We start from the raw sequence: 18,675 nt of genomic DNA on the forward strand, positions 1-18,675 counted from the left end.
AGCGCAACGACCGGGAGACAGGCCACGGCGACGGCGAGCAGCCCCGCGGGGCTGTTCTCGCCGACGAGCGCCGAGCCGAGCCCCTCGTGTGCGGGCGCGCCGAGACAGACCAGCGTCGCCATGCCGGCTTTCGCGCCGACCTCGGCGGCGAGCGCGATTGCGACGGCGGCCGTGAGGCCGACGCGACCGCCCGCCCCCGCGAGGCCGAACGCGCCGAGCGCGAGGACGACGAGCGTCAGACCGAACGCGAGCAGACCGCCCACGCCAGTCTGGGAGTCCTTCAGGACCGACAGCCGCCGGTCGGCGTCGCCGTGGACGACCGCGGCGTCACCGAGGTCCGCGAGGCCGTCGGCGTGGGTGACGCCGGTCACGAGATACAGCGTCACGAGGTACAGCGCGGCCGCGGTCGGAATCGGCAGCGGGAGCAACAACGGGAGCGCGACCAGCGCGCCGACGACGTAGCCGGCGAGCGGAAACGCCACGGGCGCGCACCTGAAGGCGTCCCAGTTCGACTCGTCGCCGCCGACGGGGAGGCGGGTGAGGAAGCCGAGCGCGCCGCGAAGCGCGGTCAGAACCACGCGACCACCCCCGCGACGGCGAACGCGAGGAGGCCGGCCCGTGAGACGAGTCGGATGCCCCGCGCGGCGGTCGCCGCGTCAGGTGCTTCGGGCCCCCCGTCGAGCAGGTAGTGGCCGGGCTTTTCCAGTCGCGTCTCAAGGAGGACCGCGAGCGTCGCCATCGGCCACCCCGAGTTGGGCGACGACGTCCGCCGCGCCAGTTCGCCGACTCGCGTCACCGTGGCCGGCGCGCCGGCGACGACGGCCAGTAAGACGGCCGAGACGCGCGACGGGAGCCACATCACCGCGTCGTCGAGGCGGGCCGGCACGCGACCGACCGGCTTGTGTCGGTAGCCGAGCATCGAATCGAGCGTGTTGACGCCCTTCACCCACGCGGCCGCGCCCACCGCGAGCGGGAGCGAGACGGGCGCGAGGAGCGTAAACGCGAGCAACGGGGCGACGAGCCCGTCGGCGAGGTTCTCCGCGGCGCTCTCGACGGCGGCGCTCCGGATGTCGGCCGCCGAGAGCGACGACGGGTCGCGCCCGGCCAGCGCCCGGAGTTCGTATCGGGCGGCGTCGAGGTCGGACTCATCCGCCGTAGCCGAGACGACCGCTTCGGCCGCGTCGAGAAGCATCCGAAGGCTCGTGGTCGAAAACAGCGCGAGCGCGGCGACGGCCGCGCCGAGCCACGGCGAGACGAGTGTCGCGGCCCACGTCGCACCCGCGGCGACGTCCGCGGGGAGCACCGGGAGCGCGACGGCCGCGACCCCGCCGACGAGCGTCGGACGGGACCACTCGCGGTCGACGGGCGAGACGAGTCGGCCGAACAGCGCGACCGGGTGGACGCGCGTCGGCGGTTCGGCGAACCCCCGGTCCAGCGCCGCGGCGGCGACGACGGCGGCCGCGGCGGTCACGGGCACGGGTCCTCCCCGGTGCGCAGTCTCGCCGCGACCGATTCGAGCGTCGTCTCCCGGAGGTTCACGAATCGGCCGCCGACCGCCTCGATGCCGCCGTCGGAGTCCGGGTCGTCGCCGACGTGGACCAGTTCGGCCGCGTCGACGCCGAGCCCGCGGGCCGCCGCCTCGAACGCCTGCCGGTGAGGCTTCCGCCAGCCGCAGGCGACGCTCGTCGTGATGTCGTCGAAGCCGCGCCGGTCGAGGTCCGACCGGATGAGCGTCCGAGCGACGAGTTCGGGAACGGAACAGTTCGAGAGGAGGCCGACCGGGCCGGCCTCGCGGGCAGCAGCGACCGCTTCGACCGCGCCGGGACGGGTGGTCACCTCGGGGTCGAACGCCGTGATGACCGCGCGTCGGGCGGCGTTATCCGGCGAATCGACGCCCCGAGAGCGGAGCGCCGCGGCGACGTGGGCCGGAAGCGGGACCTCCGCGCCCTCGGGCGCGTCGATGTGGACCTCGCGGTAGGCGTCGTCCCAGTCGTCGGGGACGGCGACGCCGTACTCGCGGAGCGCGTCTGCGACCGCCGCGCCGGGGTCTGACGGGTACTCGGCGTCGACGAGCGTACCGAAGAGGTCGAACGTGACTGCCACTAGAATTTCATTGGCGAAACTGTACTTGAATATAGCGAAGCGAGGGATTCGCCGGCACCCTCGCTCGCCGGCGGTTCACCAGCGATGGTGAACGTGTTCGCGCGCGTACGCGTCGTACGCCTCTTCGACGCGTTCGAACTGGTCCGCCGACAGCGGCGGGAGCGACGCCGCGGCGACGTTGTCGCGGATGTGCGCCGGCGTCTTCGACCCGGGGATGATGGTGCTCACGGCGTCGAACGAGAGAATCCAGCGGAGCGTGAACTGCGCGAGCGAAACGCCCTCGGGGACGACCTCCTGTATCGCGTCCGCGGCGGCGAGGCCGTCTTCGAACGGGATTCCCGCGAACGTCTCGCCCACGTCGAACGCCTCGCCGTTTCGGTTGTAGTTCCGGTGGTCGTCCTCGCCGAACTCGGCGTCCTCGGAGAGGGCACCGGTGAGCAGCCCCGACGCGAGCGGGACGCGGACGATAACGCCGACGTTCCGGCGCTGTGCTTCCCGGAAGAACAGCTCAGCGGGTCGCTGTCGAAGCGGGTTGAAGATTATCTGTACCGTCTCGACGCCGTCGTACTCGATGGCCTTGAGGCCGTCTTCGACCTTCTCGACGCTCACGCCGTAGTGGTCTATCTTTCCAGCGTCGCGGAGGTCCGAGAGGGCGTCGAACACCTCGGGTCGGTAGTACACGTCTCGCGGCGGGCAGTGGAGTTGAACGAGGTCGAGGGTGTCCATCCCGAGGTTGTCCCGGCTTCGGTCCACGAACCGTTCGAGGTTCTCGCGGTTGTAGCCGTCCGCCTCGTGCGGGTCGAGTCGTCGCCCCGCCTTGGTGGCGACGGTGACGTCGTCGTCGCGGTCGGCGAGCACGTCGCCGATTCGGCGTTCGCTGTCGCCGTCGCCGTACACGTCCGCGGTGTCGAGGAAGTTGATGCCCGCGTCGAGCGCGGCTTCGATGGCGTCGTACGCTTCCTCGTCGGTCACCGGGCCCCAGCTACCGCCGAGCTGCCACGTCCCCAGCGCGACCTCAGAGACATCAAATCCAGTCGTACCGAGCGGTCGAGAATCCATAGCGTTCGGTTTCGAACAGACGGGGGTAAATGACGGGGTCCCGGCGAGATATTCGCCGATTGTTCGTGAGGGTTCTGACGAGGGAGAAATCTGACCGCGCTCCCCGATTTGAACTCACTCGCAACGCTTCGCGTTGCTCGCTGCTCAATTCGGGTCGAGAAGCCCTTCACATTCAACACCGCTCGCTGCGTTCGCGGGTGTTGAAGTTCAGTCCGCGCTCCCCGATTTGAACCCAGTCAGACGACGCGTTCACTTCGTTCACGCGCTGCGACTGACCTGCTCAAACCGGCTCGACCGGATTTTGCAAGCAAAATCCGCTCTCCCCGATTTGAACGGGGGACAAGCCGATCTACAGTCGGCTGCTCTGCCAGGCTGAGCTAAGAGCGGTCACCGATTGCTATCCGGTCGATGCGTTTAACCATTATCATTCTCGCCGCCGCGTGTGCTGTGTGTCAGACACGTGCGAACATTGATATGCCGCCGAGATAATCCCGGAGTAATGAGTAAGATCACGTTCCGCGCCGACGACGCCCTCGTCGAGCGTCTGGACCGCCTCGACACCTCGAAGAGCGAGGTGATGCGCGAGGCGCTCCGCCAGTATCTCGACGAACTGGAACGTGACGACGCCGCGGACGACGACGCGTCCGACACCGACGGCCTCGACGGCGCGCTCTCGGCGCGGGTCGAGGAACTCGTCGACGAGCGACTCGACGAACGACTCCCGACGCTCGTCGAGGAAGCGGCGGCGGCCCGCGAGTCCGAGCGTCCGACACCCTCGGACCTGAACGTCAACATCAACGTCGATGGTTCGAACGGCGAATCGCGCGTAAACGCGGGTGTAGCCCGGGAAGAAAACCCGAATACGGTTCGTAAGACACGGGACGAACTGCAGTCGTCAAAGGCTGACGACCGCGAGATGAGCTGTGGCCAATGTGGCGAATCCGTGGGGAAGGACCACGTGTACTGCCCGAACTGCGGCGAGAAAACCTCCCATCGCGTGTTCTGCGAGTGCGGCGACGAACTCCGCTCCGACTGGGCGTTCTGCCCCGACTGCGGTCGCCGGACGCCCGCAGCCGACGTTCTGGAATGAGCATAACCGGCGATTAAAGCGTCCTATACGGGATATTCAGCCCTGTCTTACAATCGCCGTTACATTTATATTCTATCCCTCTGTGGTGATTATCGCGTAAGACGGTTGTCTTACAGCCACCCGACGGCGGCCCGCATCCCGGCGTCGTCCGTCGGTTTTCGGGTGTAAGACACTCGCACACGAGTGCGGCGCGCCGTCTTACCGGGGGAATGTAAACATGGAGCGTGTGACACTACGAATTCCGAAGCAGCAAATCGAGGAGGTCGAGCGGATGGTCGAGACGGGAGAGTTCCCGAACCGATCCGAAGCCATCCGTTCAGCCGTTCGCGATATGCTCAACGAACAGACTACTGACAAGCGACAGCGCGAATCTACCAGCAAGCGCGGCTGGGCAAAGGTGTAACTATGCAGGATATCGTTCGCGAGGCGATGGAACGGGACGAGGCCGAGCGCAAGACGCAGTCGTCGCTCGAAGACAGCGACGACCAGTTCGGTGACCCGCGAATCGTCATCGTCGGCGCCGGTGGTGCTGGCAACAACACCATCAACCGCCTGTACAACATCGGTGTCGAGGGGGCCGACACGGTCGCCATCAACACCGACAAGCAGCACCTGAAGATGATCGAAGCGGACACGAAAATCCTCGTCGGGAAGTCCCTGACGCAGGGTCTCGGTGCCGGTGGTGACCCGTCGATGGGTGAACGTGCGACCGAGATGGCACAGGGCACGATCAAAGACGTGCTCGGCGACGCCGACCTCGTGTTCGTCACCGCGGGGATGGGTGGTGGCACCGGTACCGGTGCGGCCCCCGTCGTCGCGAAGATCGCAAAGGAGCAGGGCGCAATCGTCGTGGGCATGGTCTCGACTCCGTTCAACGTCGAGCGCGCCCGCACGGTCAAGGCCGAGGAGGGACTCGAAAACCTCCGCAACGAGGCCGACTCCATCATCGTGCTGGACAACAACCGCCTCCTCGATTACGTCCCGAACCTGCCCATCGGCAAGGCGTTCTCGGTCATGGACCAGATTATCGCCGAGACCGTCAAGGGCATCTCGGAGACCATCACCCAACCGTCGCTCATCAACCTCGACTACGCCGACATGTCGACCATCATGAACCAAGGCGGCGTCGCGGTGATGCTCGTCGGCGAGACCCAAGACAAGAACAAGACCCAAGAGGTGGTCAACGACGCGATGAACCACCCGCTACTCGACGTGGACTACCGCGGTGCGTCCGGTGGTCTCGTCCACATCACGGGCGGCCCCGACCTCACCCTGAAGGAGGCCGAGGGAATCGCGAGCAACATCACCGAACGACTGGAAGCCGCCGCGAACGTCATCTGGGGCGCTCGCATTCAGGACGAGTACAAGGGGAAAGTCCGCGTCATGGCCATCATGACGGGCGTCCAGTCCGCACAGGTCCTCGGCCCGACGACGCAGAAGCAGGCCGACAAGTCGCGTCAGAGCATCCAATCGCGCGAGTCGCAGCAACAGCAGCGCTCGGGTTCGAATTCGGAATTCGATAGCTCGGAACGAGCCCAGACGGCGCAGAGCGGCACGTGGTCCGACGGCGGCCGCGACGAAGTCGAGAAGAACAACGGTCTCGACGTCATCCGGTAACGCCCTGTCAGACCCGCGCGGACGCCGCCGCGCCCGTCGGGTGACTCGTGGGTTCTTTTTCGCTGACGTGGTTTTTCGACCGTGAGCGTTGCCGCCGACTCGGTCGATGCGCCGTCACCCGGTGCTGTCTGACTCGTAAGACACGACGAAAAACGGAGTTCCGTACCGCTCAGACCGCTTCTATCGACTCGATGAGCCGGCACTTCCGACAGACGTCGCCGGCGGTCTTCGACCCGCAGCGCTCGCAGTCGTTGAGGTCGACGCGACCCTCGCCGCGGTACTCGCGGGCGGTCAGTTCGGCCAACTCCTCGTAGCCCGCCATGATGGAGTGGCGGGTTCCGGGGTGGTTCTCTTCGAGTTTCAACAGCAACTGTTGAATCTCGCCGCGGTAGGCCTCCGAGGAGTGGGGGCACTCGGTGATGTGCGCCGGGAGGTCCTTCAGGTGGGCGTAGAGCGCGACTTCCTTTTCGGGCACGTCGCGAAGCGGCTTGGCCCGCGGGATGAACTCACCGGCGTCGCGGCGCTTCTCGAAGTCGCCGATACTGGCGTCGAAGTGCTTTGCGACCTGCTTGAGGTCGCCCTCGAAGAAGTTCATGAGCGCCGTCTGCGCCTCGTCGTCGAGGTTGTGGCCCGTGAGCAGTTTGTCCGCCCCGAGCTCGTCGGCGAAGCGTTCGAGCAGGTCGCGGCGGAACACGCCGCAGTAGGCGCAGGCGGCCATGTTCTCGGGGTCTTTCTCGACCACGTCGTCCATCTGGACGCCGAACTCGTCTTCGTAGGTGACCAGTTCGTGGTGGATATCGAGGTCCTCGGCGAGTTCGACGCAGGCGTCGACGGACTTGTCGCGGTAGCCCTCGATACCCTCGTGGATGGTGAGGGCGACGAGTTCGATGCGCGGGTCGCGCCCGAACGTGTCGTCGAGGATGTGTGTGAGGACGACGCTGTCCTTCCCGCCGGAGAGTCCGATGACCCACGTCTGTGGGTTCTCGGGGCTGGCGTCGCGGGGGAGCATGTTGTCCTCGCGGATGCGGCGGCGCACGCGTTTCTCGACCGAGGCGCAAAAGTGGTCTTCGCAGAGATGGGCCCCGGAGTAAGCCGCGTGCATCACCGCGTCGCGGCCGCACTTGTCGCACTCCATTGCCGGTCGCTTGCCCGGCGGGAGGGATACGGGTTTCGCCTCGGGGCGGGCGGCGCTCGCTCGACCGGCGTCTCCGTCGGACGCGGTCGCAACCGGTTTGACCCTCCGAACCCCACGGACAGTCGATGGACAGAGACGCCGCCCTCGACCGAGTCGACGCCGTCGTCGACGCCGTCGAGTCCGAGACGCTCCCCGTTCCGGTCCGCGAGGTGTGGGTCTACGGCGACGTGGCGCTCGGCCTCGACCCCCTCGACCGACTCGACGTGTACGTGACGAAAGACATCCTCCTCCGCGGCGACCCCGACGCGGCCGAGACGTTCGAGCAGTCCCACGGCGTGAAGGGCGTCGGCAAGAGCGTCCGCGCCGAGTGGGCGCGCGAGCACCCCGACCTACTACGAGCCAACGCGAACGGCTACGCAGCCCCCGAGAAGTGTCTCGCCGCCCACCTGCTCCCCGACGACGATGAACCGGTTCACCTCGAAGTGTGCAACGCCTCGTTCGAGGACAACGTCACCCAGCGGCTGAAGGGCGCGGTCGCCCGCGAGGCCTACGAGCAAATTCTCGACCCCCGCGGCGTCTGCCTCTACGCCGACGGCCAGCGCTCGCCCGACGCGATGTCGAAACTCCGGAACAGCGAGTTCGCCTTCCCGACGCTCTCGGGCGCGCTGGAGATGCTCGGACTGGAAGGCGACGAGGCCGAGACGGCCGTCGAGGCGATGCGAGCCTATCGGGCCGAACAGACCGGTACGTCAGTCCGCGGCGACGTGGTCTGAGGCCGGAACCGAACCGGAGGCGACGCTACCAGTCGCGGGCGTCGTCGCGGTCGCGGTCGTCAGTGCGGTCGGAGCCCCAACCAGCGCCCTCACTCCGGTCGTTCTCGTTCGGGCGGCGGTCGGTCCCCCGACCGTGCTGTTCGTTGTAGCGCATCCCCTCGTCGCGGGCGCGGCGCTCCGCCTCCTCGCGACTCATCGTCGGCGGGTCGCGCGTCTCGGCTTGAATCCCGGCGTAGAGGGCGATTGCGGCACTGATGCTGAGGAGGGCAAAGAGGAAGAACACGAGGCCACCGACGGACATGTGCGTACTCGCGGGCGGGAGACAGGAAATCGTTTTGGGGATGGTTTTTTCACAGGAGTAGTTCAACTACTCAACATGAGCCCTCCACCAAATGCCGACCGCGACGGCTGTCCGAAGTGCGGCCACTCCGAGACTGAAATCGACTCCATCGCAACCACGGGAAGCGGCCTCTCGAAGATGTTCGACATCCAGAACCGCCAGTTCACCGTCGTCTCGTGTGCGAACTGCGGCTACTCGGAACTCTACCGCGGCCAGTCGAACGGCAACTTCGTCGACCTGTTCCTCGGCTGAGCGCCCGCGCTCCGCCGTTTACGACTCCGCACCGCCGTCCGCAGACATCCATTTTTCGCCCCACTCGGAGATATCGTCGAACGCCGGGAGCAGTTCCTCGCCCTTCTGGGTGAGCGAGTAGTACACCGCGATTGGACTGCCGTCTTCGACCTCCCGCTCGACGTACCCCAGCTCTTGGAGGTCGTCCAGCACGCGCGAGAGCGTCTGGGAGTTCGCGCCGCTCGCGCGCTTGAGTTCGTTGAACCGGAGGTCGCCCTCGCGCAGCACGTGGATGACCGTCATCCGCCACCGCGAGCCGATTTCTTCGAGCGTCTTGATGACCGGACACTGTTCGTACTTCGTTTCGAGGTTCTGGTGCGGTGACATCGACGTGACCTACTCACACCGAGGTTCGCTTAGGTATATTAAACTCACTCCCCTTGACCAAGTATGACGATGTGACCGCATCGTCGCGGCGAACCGGACGACGAACACGACGCACGACTCACTACACACCCACACCATCTCATCATGAATGTACTCCTCCTCGGTGCGAGCGGCCGAATCGGCACGCGAATCGCCAACGAACTCCTGAATCGCGGACACGCGGTCACCGGCGTCTCCCGAAGCGGCGAAATCGACAGCATCGACGACCCCGACTTCTCGGCGGTCGCCGGCGACGCGACCGACGCCGACCAACTCGCGCGACTCGCCGCGGGCCACGACGCGGTCGCCTCCGCGCTCGGCCCGAGCGACGACGAGTCGCCGGAGGTTCTCGTCGAGATGCTCGACGCCGTGGTCGACGGGATGCGCCGCGCCTCGGTCGACCGCCTCGTCTGGACCGGTGGCGCGGGCATCCTGAACGTCGCCCCCGACACGCGACTCATCGACTCGCCGGAGTTCCCCGAAGAGTGGAAGCCCGTCGCCAGCGCCGCCATCGAGGCGTACGGCCTGCTCGAAGACGCCGACGACCTGCAGTGGACCTACGTCGCGCCCGCGGCGCTCATCGAACCCGGCGAGCGGACCGGCGAGTTCCGGACCGCGCTCGGCGAACTCGTCGCCGACGAGGACGGCGAGAGCCGTATCTCCATGGAGGACTTCGCCATCGCGTTCGCGGACGAACTGGAGAGCGGCGACGCCGTCCACGAACAGCTCGCGGTCGGCTACTAAACAGACGGACTCGTTTTTCGGCCGGTGACTCGGCCATCTCGGCCCGTCGAGCGGCCCCGACTACACCCGGCCCGTCGTCACGTCGAACGGGACGACCTCGGCCCGGCGGTACTCCTCGTCTCGAATCTGCTGGACGACCTCGCGGCCCATCTTCCGCCACTCCCGTCGGACGGACTCGTAGGAGTCGTCGTCGAGTCCCCGGCGGAGGTCGGCCTCGTAGCGGTCCAACCCCTCGCCGGTCGCCTTCTTGGCCGCGCTCCGCACGTCGTGGTCGTCGTACGGCGGCTCGGTCAGCTTGCGGTGGTGGTACCGGCGGGTTCCGACGACCGACAGGCCGGCGTCGTCGAACAGCCCGCGGACGCGGTCGCCGAGCGCCACGTCGGTCGCCACGCCCTCGCGGAAGGCGTCTCTGACCCGGCGGTCGAGCGCGGCCTCGGACTCGACGGTCGAGTCGACGCCGACGGCGGCGTTGTCGGGTTCGACCGTCGCCACGAGGTCAGACGAGACGCGGGCGAACTCGCTGAGCGCGGCCGTCGGGTCGGGGAGGTTCACGAGGAGCGCCTGACAGACGACCAAATCGAAACTGTCGACGGCGAAGGGGAGCCGAGTCGCGTCGCCTGCGACCGTCTCGATTCCGGCGCGGTCGGCGGCGACTGAAAGCAGGTCGGTGTCGGCGTCGACGCCGACGACGCGGGCGTCCGAGGCCTCCGCGAGGACGCGCGTGAACTCGCCGGTCCCGCAGCCAACGTCGAGGACGCGGGTCCGACCGTCGAGGTCGAGGTCGGCGAGGGCCGCGCGGGAGTCGTCCCACATACCTTCTCGCGTCCGCCGGAGGTACGATTCGGAGAAACGTCGCACACGCGGTGTCGGGCGCGACGACCCAAAAAACAGTCGAATCAGTCGATGCGGGGACGCAGCGGCAGCCGATAGCGGCCTCGACAGCCCCCGTTCGGCGCCTTACTCCGCGTCGGCGCGGAGTTCGCGGACGCGGTCGATGTTCCACGCGAAGCCCTTGCCGTCCTCGGTGGGCGTCTCCAAGACGAGCGGCACGTCGTTGTCGACGATGGCGTCGTGGTTGATGAACGCGCGCATGCCCTCCTCGCCGATGAGGCCCTCGCCGATGAGGGCGTGTTCGTCCTTGTTCGTCCCGCACTCGTGTTTCGAGTCGTTGAGGTGGACGCACTTGAGGTGCTCTAGGCCGACCTCGGCGTCGAGTTCCTCGAACGTCTCGTCGACGCCCGCGGCCGTCGAGAGGTCGTAGCCCGCGGCGAACGCGTGGGCGGTGTCGAGACAGACGTCGAGGTCCTGTTCGGACTCTTCAAGGACGTAGCCGAGGTGGGCGAAGTCGTCGCCCATCTTCGTGCCCGACCCCGCGTCGGACTCGATGAGGACGGTGACGCCGTCGGGGATGTCGAGGTCGTCGAGGACGGAGACGGCGTTGTCGAGGCCCTGCTGTTCGCCCGCGCCGGTGTGGGCCCCGAGGTGGACGTTCACGTACTCGATGCCGAGTTTGTCGGCCATGTCGACCTCCGTCTGCATCGAGTCCAGCGACTTCTGCCGGAGGCCGTCTTTGGGCGTACAGAGGTTGACGAGGTACGACGAGTGGATGACCCACGGGCCCGCCAGTTTGTCGGCGGTCTGCTCGCGGAACAGTTCGGCCTCCTCGTCGGAGATGTCGGGGTCGCGCCACACCTGCGGCGAGGTGGTGAAAATCTGCCCGCAGTTGCCGCCGAAGGCGACCTGCCGGAAGACGGCGTTGGCGACGTTACCGTGCGGTGGCGTCTCGTCGTCGGACGAGACCTTCGAACTGGACATCGAGACGTGTGCGCCGACTTGCATGCAGAGTCCGACGGCGTACCCGAACAAAGGGACTTCGGAGTCGGCGGCGACGGCGACGACGATGTTAATGGCGATGGCGGCCGGTCAGTCGGACCGCGCCCCCGGACGGCGGCGCACCCAGTCGTCAGCGCGGTATTTCTCGTCGACCTTCGCGCGCGCCCGGTCGAGTTCGTCGTCGGTCCACGACCCCTCGTCGGCGTCGACGAATCCCGAGAGCGATTCGGTGAGCGCCGCGACGAACTCCTCGCGGGAGGCGTCTGCGAGTTCGTCGATGCCGACGACGCGCTCCCGAAACGCTTCGGGCGTCACGTCGTGACCGTCGAACACGTCGAGGTGAGTCTCGGCGTCCACCGAGTAGGTGAGCGACCCATGCTGGACGACACCGTCGCGGCGGCGGTACTGGGCGTTGCCCGCGACTTTCCGGCCCGCGGCGACCATGTCGTGGGCGGGGTGGAGCGCCCGCAGATAGCAGGCGGGGTGCCAGATGACGGGCACGTCGTCGTCGACGAAATCCACGTCCACGCCGACCGCGCGAATCGCGTCGAGAATCGGCTCGCACAGGAGGTGGTAGCAGTCCATGAGGTCGCCCGGCAGCTCCGATTTCGGCGCGGCGATGGAGTAGGCCACGTCGCCGTGGCGGTCGTGGTAGATGCCGCCACCGCCGGTCTGCCGGCGAGTCACGTCGATTCCCTCGCGGTCGCAGTAGTCCCAATCGACGGTCTCGGGGTCCTGTCCGTAGCCCAGCGAGAGGCAACTCGGCTCCCACGAGTAGACGCGGACGGTCCGGGGGCCGCCCGCGGCGGCCGTCTCGCCCGCAACCTCGTCGAGCGCCATCTGCATCGGTCCCGGTCGGACCTCCTCGCGAATCACCCGCCACTCGCGGTCGGCAATCGACCCCTGCGAGTCGTTCATACGTCGGCTTCGTCCATCCGGGAGAAAGCGATTTCGACGCTCGGCCACCGCCGCGGGCCGCCCGGCCTCGTCGCGACGGGTACCAGTCGGGCGACCGGCGCCGACCGCCGACCGATGCGGCCGACGCGAGCGATTCCGTTAAACCGCGTCGCGGTGACGTGAACCCATGAAGTTCAACCGCGTCGCCCTCGCCGCGACAGACCCCATCTCGCTGTGTGAGTTCTACGTCGAGACGCTCGGGTTCGCGCCGGTCACCGGGTCACAACGCTCGGCGACCGCCGGGGAGACGACCCTGTGGTTCGAACTCGGCGACACCGACCCCGGCCACCTCGCGTTCACCGTCGCCGCCGCAGTGGACTCCGTGATCGCGTGGCTGGACGAGCGCACGGGCGTAGACGTGCTCGATACCGACGAGGGGCCGAGCATCCGGTTCGACTTCCTCGGCTGCGACTCCGTCTACTTCGAGGACCCCGAGGGCAACGTCATCGAGTACGTCTGCTACGACGGCGACGCCGCGGGCGAGTTCGACCCGGCGACGGACCTTCGTGGCGCGACCGAGGTGGGCATGGCCGTCCCCGACGTGGAGTCGTTCGTGGCGGCACTGACCGAGGCGCTCGGCATCGAGCCGATGGAGTCGTTCGAGGGCGGCGACCTCGTGTTCGTCGGCGATCGAGACGCCCGCTTCGTCGTCTCGCCGGTCGGCCGCCCGTGGTATCCGACCGACAGCGAGGCGACCGTCGGCCCGGTGTCGGCGCAGTGCGACGCCGACGGCGTCTTCGACCCCGAGGGGCTCCCGTACCGCGTCAACGTCGAGTGACAACTCGTTTCAAAGAAGCGTTATTACTTCTACGAGAGTCAACGAACTGTGAACGTCTCTCGTCTCGTTAGTGCGGGGTCCCTCAGTCTCACCGGAGTGGCCCTGTTCGTCATCGTCTCGAACAGCGTCGCCTCGGTCGCATCCGACCTCGCCGGCCTCGTCGCCGCGGCCTTCGGCCTCCTCATCTCGGTGCTCTTCGTCGCCGTCGGCCCCGTCGTCTACCGAAGCGACCTCAAGACCATCCACATCGCCCGCGTCGCCGGCTGGAACCTTCTCGGCGTCGTCGTCACCGTGTTCGTCCTCGCGCTCATCGGGAGCTACCAGCAGGCCGCGGGCGGAACGGTCAGCGAGCCGCTTTTCAGCGCGGCCGTGGTCGTCGGCGTGAGCGCCGTCGCGCACGTCCTCATCGGCCTCAACGACGTGCGCCGGATTCGGACCCGCGAGCTATCGGAACAGTACAAGCGGTCGGCGGTCATCAACCGACTCGTCCGCCACAACCTCCGGCACACCGCGCAGTTGCTCCTCGGCTGGGGCGACCAACTCGCGACCGACGGCGGCGACGACGAGACCGTCCGCATCGGCGAGCGCCTGAAAGCGACCGGCGACGACCTCGGAACGATGAGCGACCAGGTCAAGACCGTCACCCAACTCGTCGACAGCGAACCCGAGGGTGAGACGGTCGACCTCCGGGCGCTTCTCGACCCGCTCGTCGACGACCGCTCGGCGGCCAACCCGGAGGCGACCATCACCGTCCGCGGCGACGGTCCAGCGACGGTCGTCGGCGGGAAGAAGCTAAAAATCGCGTTCCGCGAGGTCGTCGAGAACGCGCTCGAACACGCCGGTCCGGCTCCGACGGTCGAAATCGAGTACGAACGCGTCGGGAGTCAAGTCGTCGTCCGCGTGGCCGACGACGGGCCGGGCATCCCCAACCACCAGCGCGAACTCATCGAGCAGAACGTCGAAGAGAGCGACCTCGCCCACGGCAACGGGCTGGGGCTCTGGCTCTCGAAGTGGATTGTGGAGGCCTACGGCGGCGAACTCCGCCTCCCGAAGACCGAAGAGGACGAGGGCGCAGTCGTCGAGTTCCACCTCGACGTGGCGTGAGTCCACAGCCTCGAAGACGGCTGACACGTGAGTTATTTGCTCGATTTTACTGCTTGAATCAGCCGTTCAGTAGATGATCGTATGAACTACAGTGTGGATGCTGTCACGGCTACCCGATTTTCGAGAACGGGGCCACAGACCTCATTCAACCGAGGCGTGAGGAACTGGATGGAATGAACCAACCAACTCACGACAACTCCAAACAATCAGCCACGGAACCAGAAGACACATCGTCGGTCTCTCGTCGCGGCTTTCTGCGCGTGAGCACGGTCACTGCAGCGACCGCAGTGGGAGTCGGTGCGTTTAGTGGCCACGCAGCCGCCCACTTCCCAGCGGACCTGACCATCGATATCAAGCCGGGAAGTGAAGACAACTCGATTAACCCGAACAGCCGTGGCGTCGTTCCGGTGGCCGTCCTTCAGACGGACGACTTCGACCCGACGAGTGAGGATGTCAGGTATCGGTTCGGCGCCCCCGATGTTGTTGGCGAGGGGGGCGGCGCCCGACCAGCACACGGCGGTCATATCGAGGATGTGAACGGGGACGGACTGGATGACCTCGTCCTGCAGTTCCCCACTGAAGAGACCGGCTTCGATGGCGATGAATCAGAAGGGCGGCTCGAATGGGAACGAACTGAGGACGGTCATCACGGGCTATCGGGAACCGGCTCCGTCTCGATAGTGAGACGACACTCCTGACGACTCTCTCCGTCTTGCACGCTGCTCGTGACAGAAAATGGAGAGAGTATCAGTCGACGCGAGACGCCTATCTTCCAGACTCCCCCGCCGAAACTGTGGGTCAGTCGTTCAAAACCACATTTCGTATCGTCGCATGTGATTTATCGCGGCGACGTTCGCCGACTCGCGGGCCTTTTACGCCTCGCCGACGGACGGACGTGCATGGTACGGAACGTCGCCGGCGTCATGGCCGAACTCGAGCCCGAGGACTTCTACCTCCTCTCGGGCGTCGAGCAGGGCATGCGCTTCAGCGAGTGGGTCAACCGCGAGAAGCTCCCGAAGAACTCGGGGCTGACCGCCGAGGAGGTCGACTACCGAATCGACCGCTGTATGACCCGCGAGCTCATCGAGCGCAAGACCATCCAGTACGAGGGGTACAAGCTCACGGTCGAGGGGTACGACGCGCTCGCCCTCCGGACCTTCGCCCAGCGAGACACCATCCAAGGGTTCGGCGCGCCCCTCGGCGTCGGCAAGGAAAGCGACGTGTTCGAGGTGCAGTCGTTCAAGCCGCTCGCGCTCAAGTTCCACCGCGAGGGGTACACCAACTTCCGCGAGGTCCGCCGCGAGCGCGACTACACCTCCGAGAACCACCACGTCTCGTGGCTTTACACCGCCCGCAAGGCGGCCGAGCGAGAGTACGAGGCGCTCGAAACCCTCTTTCCGCAGGTGTCGGTGCCGCGCCCAGTCGACCACAATCGCCACGCCATCATCATGGCGAAACTCGACGGCGTCGAACTCGCCAAGGCGAAACTCGAATCCGAGCAGGTGACGGGCGTCCTCGACCTGATTCTCTCGGAGATGGCCGACGCCTACGAAGCCGGCTACGTCCACGCCGACATGTCCGAGTACAACGTCGCAGTCGGCGAGCGCGGCATCACGGTCTTCGACTGGCCGCAGGCCGTCCCGACCGACCACGACAACGCCCGCGAACTCCTCGCGCGCGACGCGAAGAACATCGTCGGCTACTTCCGCCGCAAGTACCCCGGCGAGATGCCCGACGACGTGGACATCGACGCGCTCTCGGCCGCCATCGCCGAAAACGAGTTCGAGAGCGTCGCAACCTACGCCTGACGGCCGCTCGCTCGGCGACACCGCGTGTCACCCGTTGCGAGCGTCAGCTACCGCTCTCGCTCGACGAGGGGCCGCTCGACGAGAGAATAAATCACATACCGCGATATGAAATCCCGAATCCGGCGTCTCAGTCCCGGAAATCGTCCGGGACCGACCCGATGAGCAGAGAGTCTTCGACGAGCGCATCCGTTCCCCGCCTGATTCGCTCGGAGAGCGACTGATGCGAAATACCCATCTTGTCGGCCAGTTCGGAGAGCGAGATTCGCCGGGGCACTTCGAAGTAGCCCTCTCGCGCCGCCGTCACGAGCGCCTCGAACTGGCTTTCGGTGAGACCGTACCGTCCGGCCGGTTCGGCGTCCATCTCTCGAATCGACTCGATTTCGAATCTCAGCCCGTGTTCCGCCGCGAAGTCGTGCGTCCGCGCGAAGTCGTCGCGAGCCGGGTAGAGTATGCGGAACTGCCACTCGTCGCCCCAGCCGTACGCGTCGAGAATCGTCGCGTGAGAGTTCGTTATCATCTGCAGGAGCAGGTGGACGTGGTCGACCCACGCCATCCGGTAGAGGAATTCGTCGTCGAACTCCGAGAGACAGGTGACTTCGTCGACCGACGGGTCTTCTCGCAGGGCGTCGTCGATGTCCGAGCGGTCGGCGTGACGAATCCACACGAGGGGCATCACGGAGTGTTCTCCGCTCTCGATGATACGCTCGCACTCGATTTCGACGCCCGGAAGCGCGGAGAGCGTGTGGCCTAACGCGAATTCTTCGGACGGAATCGCTCCCCGTACGATAGTTGCCATGGCGGTGGGTAGGCGAGCGTGGTACATTTGTCTGCGGGCGGCCATCGCCCGGCGGGCGGCCCGGGGCACACGCAAGCCCGCCTGTTACACTGCTCCGGATACACGTTCAGAACGTGATTGGACGCCAACTGCTGGACTCGAAGTGGACGAGAACGCTGAGCGCGGTAACCTCGGTCGTCGCGGGGGCCAGAGCGCTGGCGAAGGGGCGAACCAAACGGGGAGTGCTATTGATGGCTGCCGGAGCGTTCTCGCTCCGGTGGAGCAGCGCCGGATTCGTGGCGCAACTCGCCGCCGAAGCGGTGAACCGTCGCTAAGTCGGGGTCGGGTCGGCAAAGCACGCCCACGATGGACCGAACCTTGCCAATGCAGGGACCGGCCTCATTGTGTGTGAGAGGCAATCACGAACGCGATGAGACACACAGTTCACGCCGATGAGACCGGGGACGCTCGCGCTCCGAAGCCGCCGAAACCCGTCGCACACGTGCGGGAGGTGAAACGCGGGGGCACGCGGCCCACCGCCGGACGATGACGCTCTCGGCGCTCGGAGTCGCCGCGCTCACGCCGCTGCAGGGCGGCGGCGGGTTCCTCTACTACGCCGTCGTGTTCCTCGTTTTGGCCCTCGTCGCCGGGCTCGCCGGCTTCCGTGGAATCACGGGGCTCTCGATGAAAGTCGCGCGCATCCTCGTCGTCATCTTCCTCGTGCTGGCCGTCGTCACATTCCTCCTATGACATCCTCCCCGGCGCGAACGCCGGGGTTTCCTCTCGCTGGGGGTATCGCTTACCAACCCACGGAGGCAACTTGCGGGTTCGTGCGCTCCTCGTTGGAACAAGAGCGTGGTGACTCTGACCAGTCGTGGTCGTTCCACTTGAGGCACACGGGCCGTGCCATCGGCCGTGCTACGTCGGTCTGCCGTTGACGAGACACACCGTGTCTCGTTCGCCAATCAGAACGTTCTGAGTTCTGATGACGTCTCAGGAACGTTTCGGACGCTGTGAGGTCTGCGTGGCCCTCGAAACCGCACGGGCACGTCAGCGTGTCGCGGTGGCGTGTCGTCCGATCTGTTGAACCGCAGTTCGGACACTCTTGAGAGGTCCATGCTTCCGAACGAACCTCCACCGAGATACCATACTCCTCGGCGGTACAGGCGAGGCGGTTGATGAACGCGCGGAACGCCCAGAAGTTGTGCGTCTTGGCGTTCGTCTCCACCGACCAGTGCGTATCGAGTACGTCCGTCAACGACCCGAGGTACACCGTCGAAACGCCTTCGCCGTGCAACCTTTCGATGAGGTCACGGACAAGAGCGACTTGTGCGTGGTCGCGTCGGCGCGTCCGGCGTCGGTACAGCGACCGTATTCGGTTTGAGGAGTACCGCCCCTCGCAGAGTTTGGATTGCAGACGGGCGATTTCTCGCGTCGTCTCGCGGAACCGCTCGAACAGGTCGCGTCCCTCGTACAGCAGTTGCGTGCCGGTCGTGGTCGTGCAGGCGACGAGGTTGTTTGCACCAATATCCAGAGCGGCGGTTTCGTCCGCCAGTGGGTGTACCAGTCGAGAATTGTCGATAGTGACTGGCTGAAAGGCCCTGAATGTCTGTGCGTTCTCGTCCCAGAACAACTCCAACCGACCTTGCTTGTCGTACTCTTTCCAGTTGGGTTCGCCCCGGACTTCGAGCCGAAGCCTCTCGCAGTATCCAAGACCGTACTCCTCTTTCAGGTCTTGGCCGACGAGGATTTCGAGCCGGGAGTATTCGCCCCACTCGACAGAGTACGACGTGTTCCGAATGTACGTTCGGACATTGGTCTTTAGCTAAGCCTCAGCAGTCGGTTGGATGGTGGTAGCGAGCTGTTCTCGAAGGATCGGTCGTTGCTTGTGGATCTTCTGAG

The 18,675-nt window shown here is 66.2% G+C and carries 22 protein-coding genes, 1 tRNA gene and 1 pseudogene; 11 read left to right on the plus strand and 13 right to left on the minus strand.

All coding sequences use genetic code 11. From position 1 onward, the window contains the following. The 5 genes from AM590_RS04250 to AM590_RS04270 all read right to left on the minus strand — a co-directional run. On the minus strand, positions 1–578 hold a 578-nt coding region (locus AM590_RS04250; RefSeq protein ID WP_058826386.1), incomplete at its 3' end, for an adenosylcobinamide-GDP ribazoletransferase. Further along, a complete protein-coding gene (locus tag AM590_RS04255; protein WP_058826387.1) occupies positions 569–1,477 on the minus strand; it encodes a CobD/CbiB family cobalamin biosynthesis protein in 909 nt (302 codons plus the stop codon). The genes AM590_RS04250 and AM590_RS04255, both read right to left, overlap by 10 nt. Further along, positions 1,468–2,103 carry an HAD family hydrolase gene (locus AM590_RS04260; RefSeq protein WP_058826388.1) on the minus strand — a complete coding sequence of 212 codons (636 nt, stop codon included), beginning with the start codon at positions 2,101–2,103 and terminating at the stop codon, positions 1,468–1,470. Before AM590_RS04260 ends, AM590_RS04255 begins: the two co-directional genes overlap by 10 nt. Before the next feature lie 75 nt (positions 2,104–2,178). After that, the gene (locus AM590_RS04265) at positions 2,179–3,162 is read right to left on the minus strand and encodes an aldo/keto reductase (RefSeq protein WP_058826389.1); all 984 of its coding nucleotides are present in this window, start codon (positions 3,160–3,162) and stop codon (positions 2,179–2,181) included. A 313-nt stretch (positions 3,163–3,475) separates the two neighbouring features. Then, a tRNA-Tyr gene (locus AM590_RS04270) sits at positions 3,476–3,549 on the minus strand. A gap of 112 nt (positions 3,550–3,661) precedes the next feature. Between AM590_RS04270 and AM590_RS04275 the strand changes: the two genes are divergently transcribed. The 3 genes from AM590_RS04275 (at position 3,662) to ftsZ (ending at position 5,869) form a co-directional block, all read left to right on the plus strand. After that, positions 3,662–4,252 carry a zinc ribbon domain-containing protein gene (locus AM590_RS04275; RefSeq protein ID WP_058826390.1) on the plus strand — a complete coding sequence of 197 codons (591 nt, stop codon included), beginning with the start codon at positions 3,662–3,664 and terminating at the stop codon, positions 4,250–4,252. Between the two features lie 217 nt (positions 4,253–4,469). Next, a complete protein-coding gene (locus tag AM590_RS04280; RefSeq protein ID WP_004973176.1) occupies positions 4,470–4,655 on the plus strand; it encodes a ribbon-helix-helix domain-containing protein in 186 nt (61 codons plus the stop codon). A gap of 2 nt (positions 4,656–4,657) precedes the next feature. Beyond that, complete coding sequence (gene ftsZ / locus AM590_RS04285) at positions 4,658–5,869, plus strand: cell division protein FtsZ (protein WP_058826391.1); 1,212 nt, start codon at positions 4,658–4,660, stop codon at positions 5,867–5,869. 169 nt (positions 5,870–6,038) lie between these two features. Here ftsZ and AM590_RS04290 read toward each other — a convergent pair whose 3' ends face one another. Continuing rightward, positions 6,039–7,004 carry a TIGR00269 family protein gene (locus AM590_RS04290; protein ID WP_004973180.1) on the minus strand — a complete coding sequence of 322 codons (966 nt, stop codon included), beginning with the start codon at positions 7,002–7,004 and terminating at the stop codon, positions 6,039–6,041. A gap of 125 nt (positions 7,005–7,129) precedes the next feature. On the opposite strand from AM590_RS04290, the gene AM590_RS04295 reads away from it, so the two are divergent. Beyond that, entirely contained in the window at positions 7,130–7,777 is a 648-nt protein-coding gene (locus AM590_RS04295) for a hypothetical protein (RefSeq protein WP_058826392.1), read from the plus strand. A gap of 25 nt (positions 7,778–7,802) precedes the next feature. Here AM590_RS04295 and AM590_RS04300 read toward each other — a convergent pair whose 3' ends face one another. Beyond that, positions 7,803–8,078: a hypothetical protein gene (locus AM590_RS04300; protein ID WP_058826393.1), complete on the minus strand. Its 276-nt coding sequence runs from the start codon at positions 8,076–8,078 to the stop codon at positions 7,803–7,805. Positions 8,079–8,153: 75 nt separating this feature from the next. Here AM590_RS04300 and AM590_RS04305 point away from each other — a divergent pair, with 75 nt between their 5' ends. Continuing rightward, on the plus strand, positions 8,154–8,369 hold the full coding sequence (locus AM590_RS04305; protein ID WP_058826394.1) for a zinc ribbon domain-containing protein: 216 nt from the start codon (positions 8,154–8,156) through the stop codon (positions 8,367–8,369). An 18-nt stretch (positions 8,370–8,387) separates the two neighbouring features. On the opposite strand, the gene AM590_RS04310 is transcribed toward AM590_RS04305, so the two are convergent. Continuing rightward, a complete protein-coding gene (locus AM590_RS04310) occupies positions 8,388–8,735 on the minus strand; it encodes a helix-turn-helix domain-containing protein (RefSeq protein ID WP_058826395.1) in 348 nt (115 codons plus the stop codon). A gap of 144 nt (positions 8,736–8,879) precedes the next feature. Between AM590_RS04310 and AM590_RS04315 the strand changes: the two genes are divergently transcribed. Further along, on the plus strand, positions 8,880–9,518 hold the full coding sequence (locus AM590_RS04315; RefSeq protein ID WP_058826396.1) for an NAD(P)-dependent oxidoreductase: 639 nt from the start codon (positions 8,880–8,882) through the stop codon (positions 9,516–9,518). A 60-nt stretch (positions 9,519–9,578) separates the two neighbouring features. Here the strand turns inward: AM590_RS04315 and AM590_RS04320 are convergent, their stop codons facing one another. The 3 genes from AM590_RS04320 to AM590_RS04330 all read right to left on the minus strand — a co-directional run bounded on the left by AM590_RS04320 (position 9,579) and on the right by AM590_RS04330 (position 12,269). Next, positions 9,579–10,376: a class I SAM-dependent methyltransferase gene (locus tag AM590_RS04320; protein ID WP_253805853.1), complete on the minus strand. Its 798-nt coding sequence runs from the start codon at positions 10,374–10,376 to the stop codon at positions 9,579–9,581. A 99-nt stretch (positions 10,377–10,475) separates the two neighbouring features. Next, positions 10,476–11,357 carry a deoxyribonuclease IV gene (locus AM590_RS04325; RefSeq protein WP_058826397.1) on the minus strand — a complete coding sequence of 294 codons (882 nt, stop codon included), beginning with the start codon at positions 11,355–11,357 and terminating at the stop codon, positions 10,476–10,478. 84 nt (positions 11,358–11,441) lie between these two features. Continuing rightward, entirely contained in the window at positions 11,442–12,269 is an 828-nt protein-coding gene (locus AM590_RS04330; RefSeq protein ID WP_058826398.1) for a biotin/lipoate A/B protein ligase family protein, read from the minus strand. A 166-nt stretch (positions 12,270–12,435) separates the two neighbouring features. Here AM590_RS04330 and AM590_RS04335 point away from each other — a divergent pair, with 166 nt between their 5' ends. From AM590_RS04335 to AM590_RS04350, 4 genes are all read left to right on the plus strand, one after another. Then, a complete protein-coding gene (locus tag AM590_RS04335) occupies positions 12,436–13,086 on the plus strand; it encodes a VOC family protein (RefSeq protein WP_058826399.1) in 651 nt (216 codons plus the stop codon). Between the two features lie 48 nt (positions 13,087–13,134). Beyond that, complete coding sequence (locus AM590_RS04340) at positions 13,135–14,190, plus strand: sensor histidine kinase KdpD (protein ID WP_058826400.1); 1,056 nt, start codon at positions 13,135–13,137, stop codon at positions 14,188–14,190. Positions 14,191–14,450: 260 nt separating this feature from the next. Continuing rightward, positions 14,451–14,888 carry a hypothetical protein gene (locus AM590_RS04345; protein WP_216635670.1) on the plus strand — a complete coding sequence of 146 codons (438 nt, stop codon included), beginning with the start codon at positions 14,451–14,453 and terminating at the stop codon, positions 14,886–14,888. A gap of 201 nt (positions 14,889–15,089) precedes the next feature. Next, positions 15,090–15,998 (plus strand): serine/threonine-protein kinase RIO2, encoded by a 909-nt coding sequence (locus AM590_RS04350; RefSeq protein WP_058826402.1) that lies wholly within the window; start codon positions 15,090–15,092, stop codon positions 15,996–15,998. Between the two features lie 127 nt (positions 15,999–16,125). Here the strand turns inward: AM590_RS04350 and AM590_RS04355 are convergent, their stop codons facing one another. Continuing rightward, positions 16,126–16,794, minus strand: coding sequence for a helix-turn-helix domain-containing protein (locus tag AM590_RS04355; RefSeq protein WP_058826403.1), 669 nt, complete (start codon positions 16,792–16,794; stop codon positions 16,126–16,128). A gap of 525 nt (positions 16,795–17,319) precedes the next feature. On the opposite strand from AM590_RS04355, the gene AM590_RS04365 reads away from it, so the two are divergent. Then, positions 17,320–17,523, plus strand: a complete 204-nt coding sequence (locus AM590_RS04365; RefSeq protein ID WP_058826405.1) for a DUF1328 domain-containing protein — start codon at positions 17,320–17,322, stop codon at positions 17,521–17,523. Positions 17,524–17,572: 49 nt separating this feature from the next. On the opposite strand, the pseudogene AM590_RS19750 reads toward AM590_RS04365, so the two are convergent. Then, a pseudogene (locus tag AM590_RS19750) lies at positions 17,573–18,586 on the minus strand (RNA-guided endonuclease TnpB family protein); the annotation flags it as partial. Positions 18,587–18,675: the final 89 nt, after the last annotated feature.

Origin of the sequence: Haloferax sp. Q22, from assembly GCF_001482285.1 — an archaeon.
Lineage (GTDB): Archaea > Halobacteriota > Halobacteria > Halobacteriales > Haloferacaceae > Haloferax.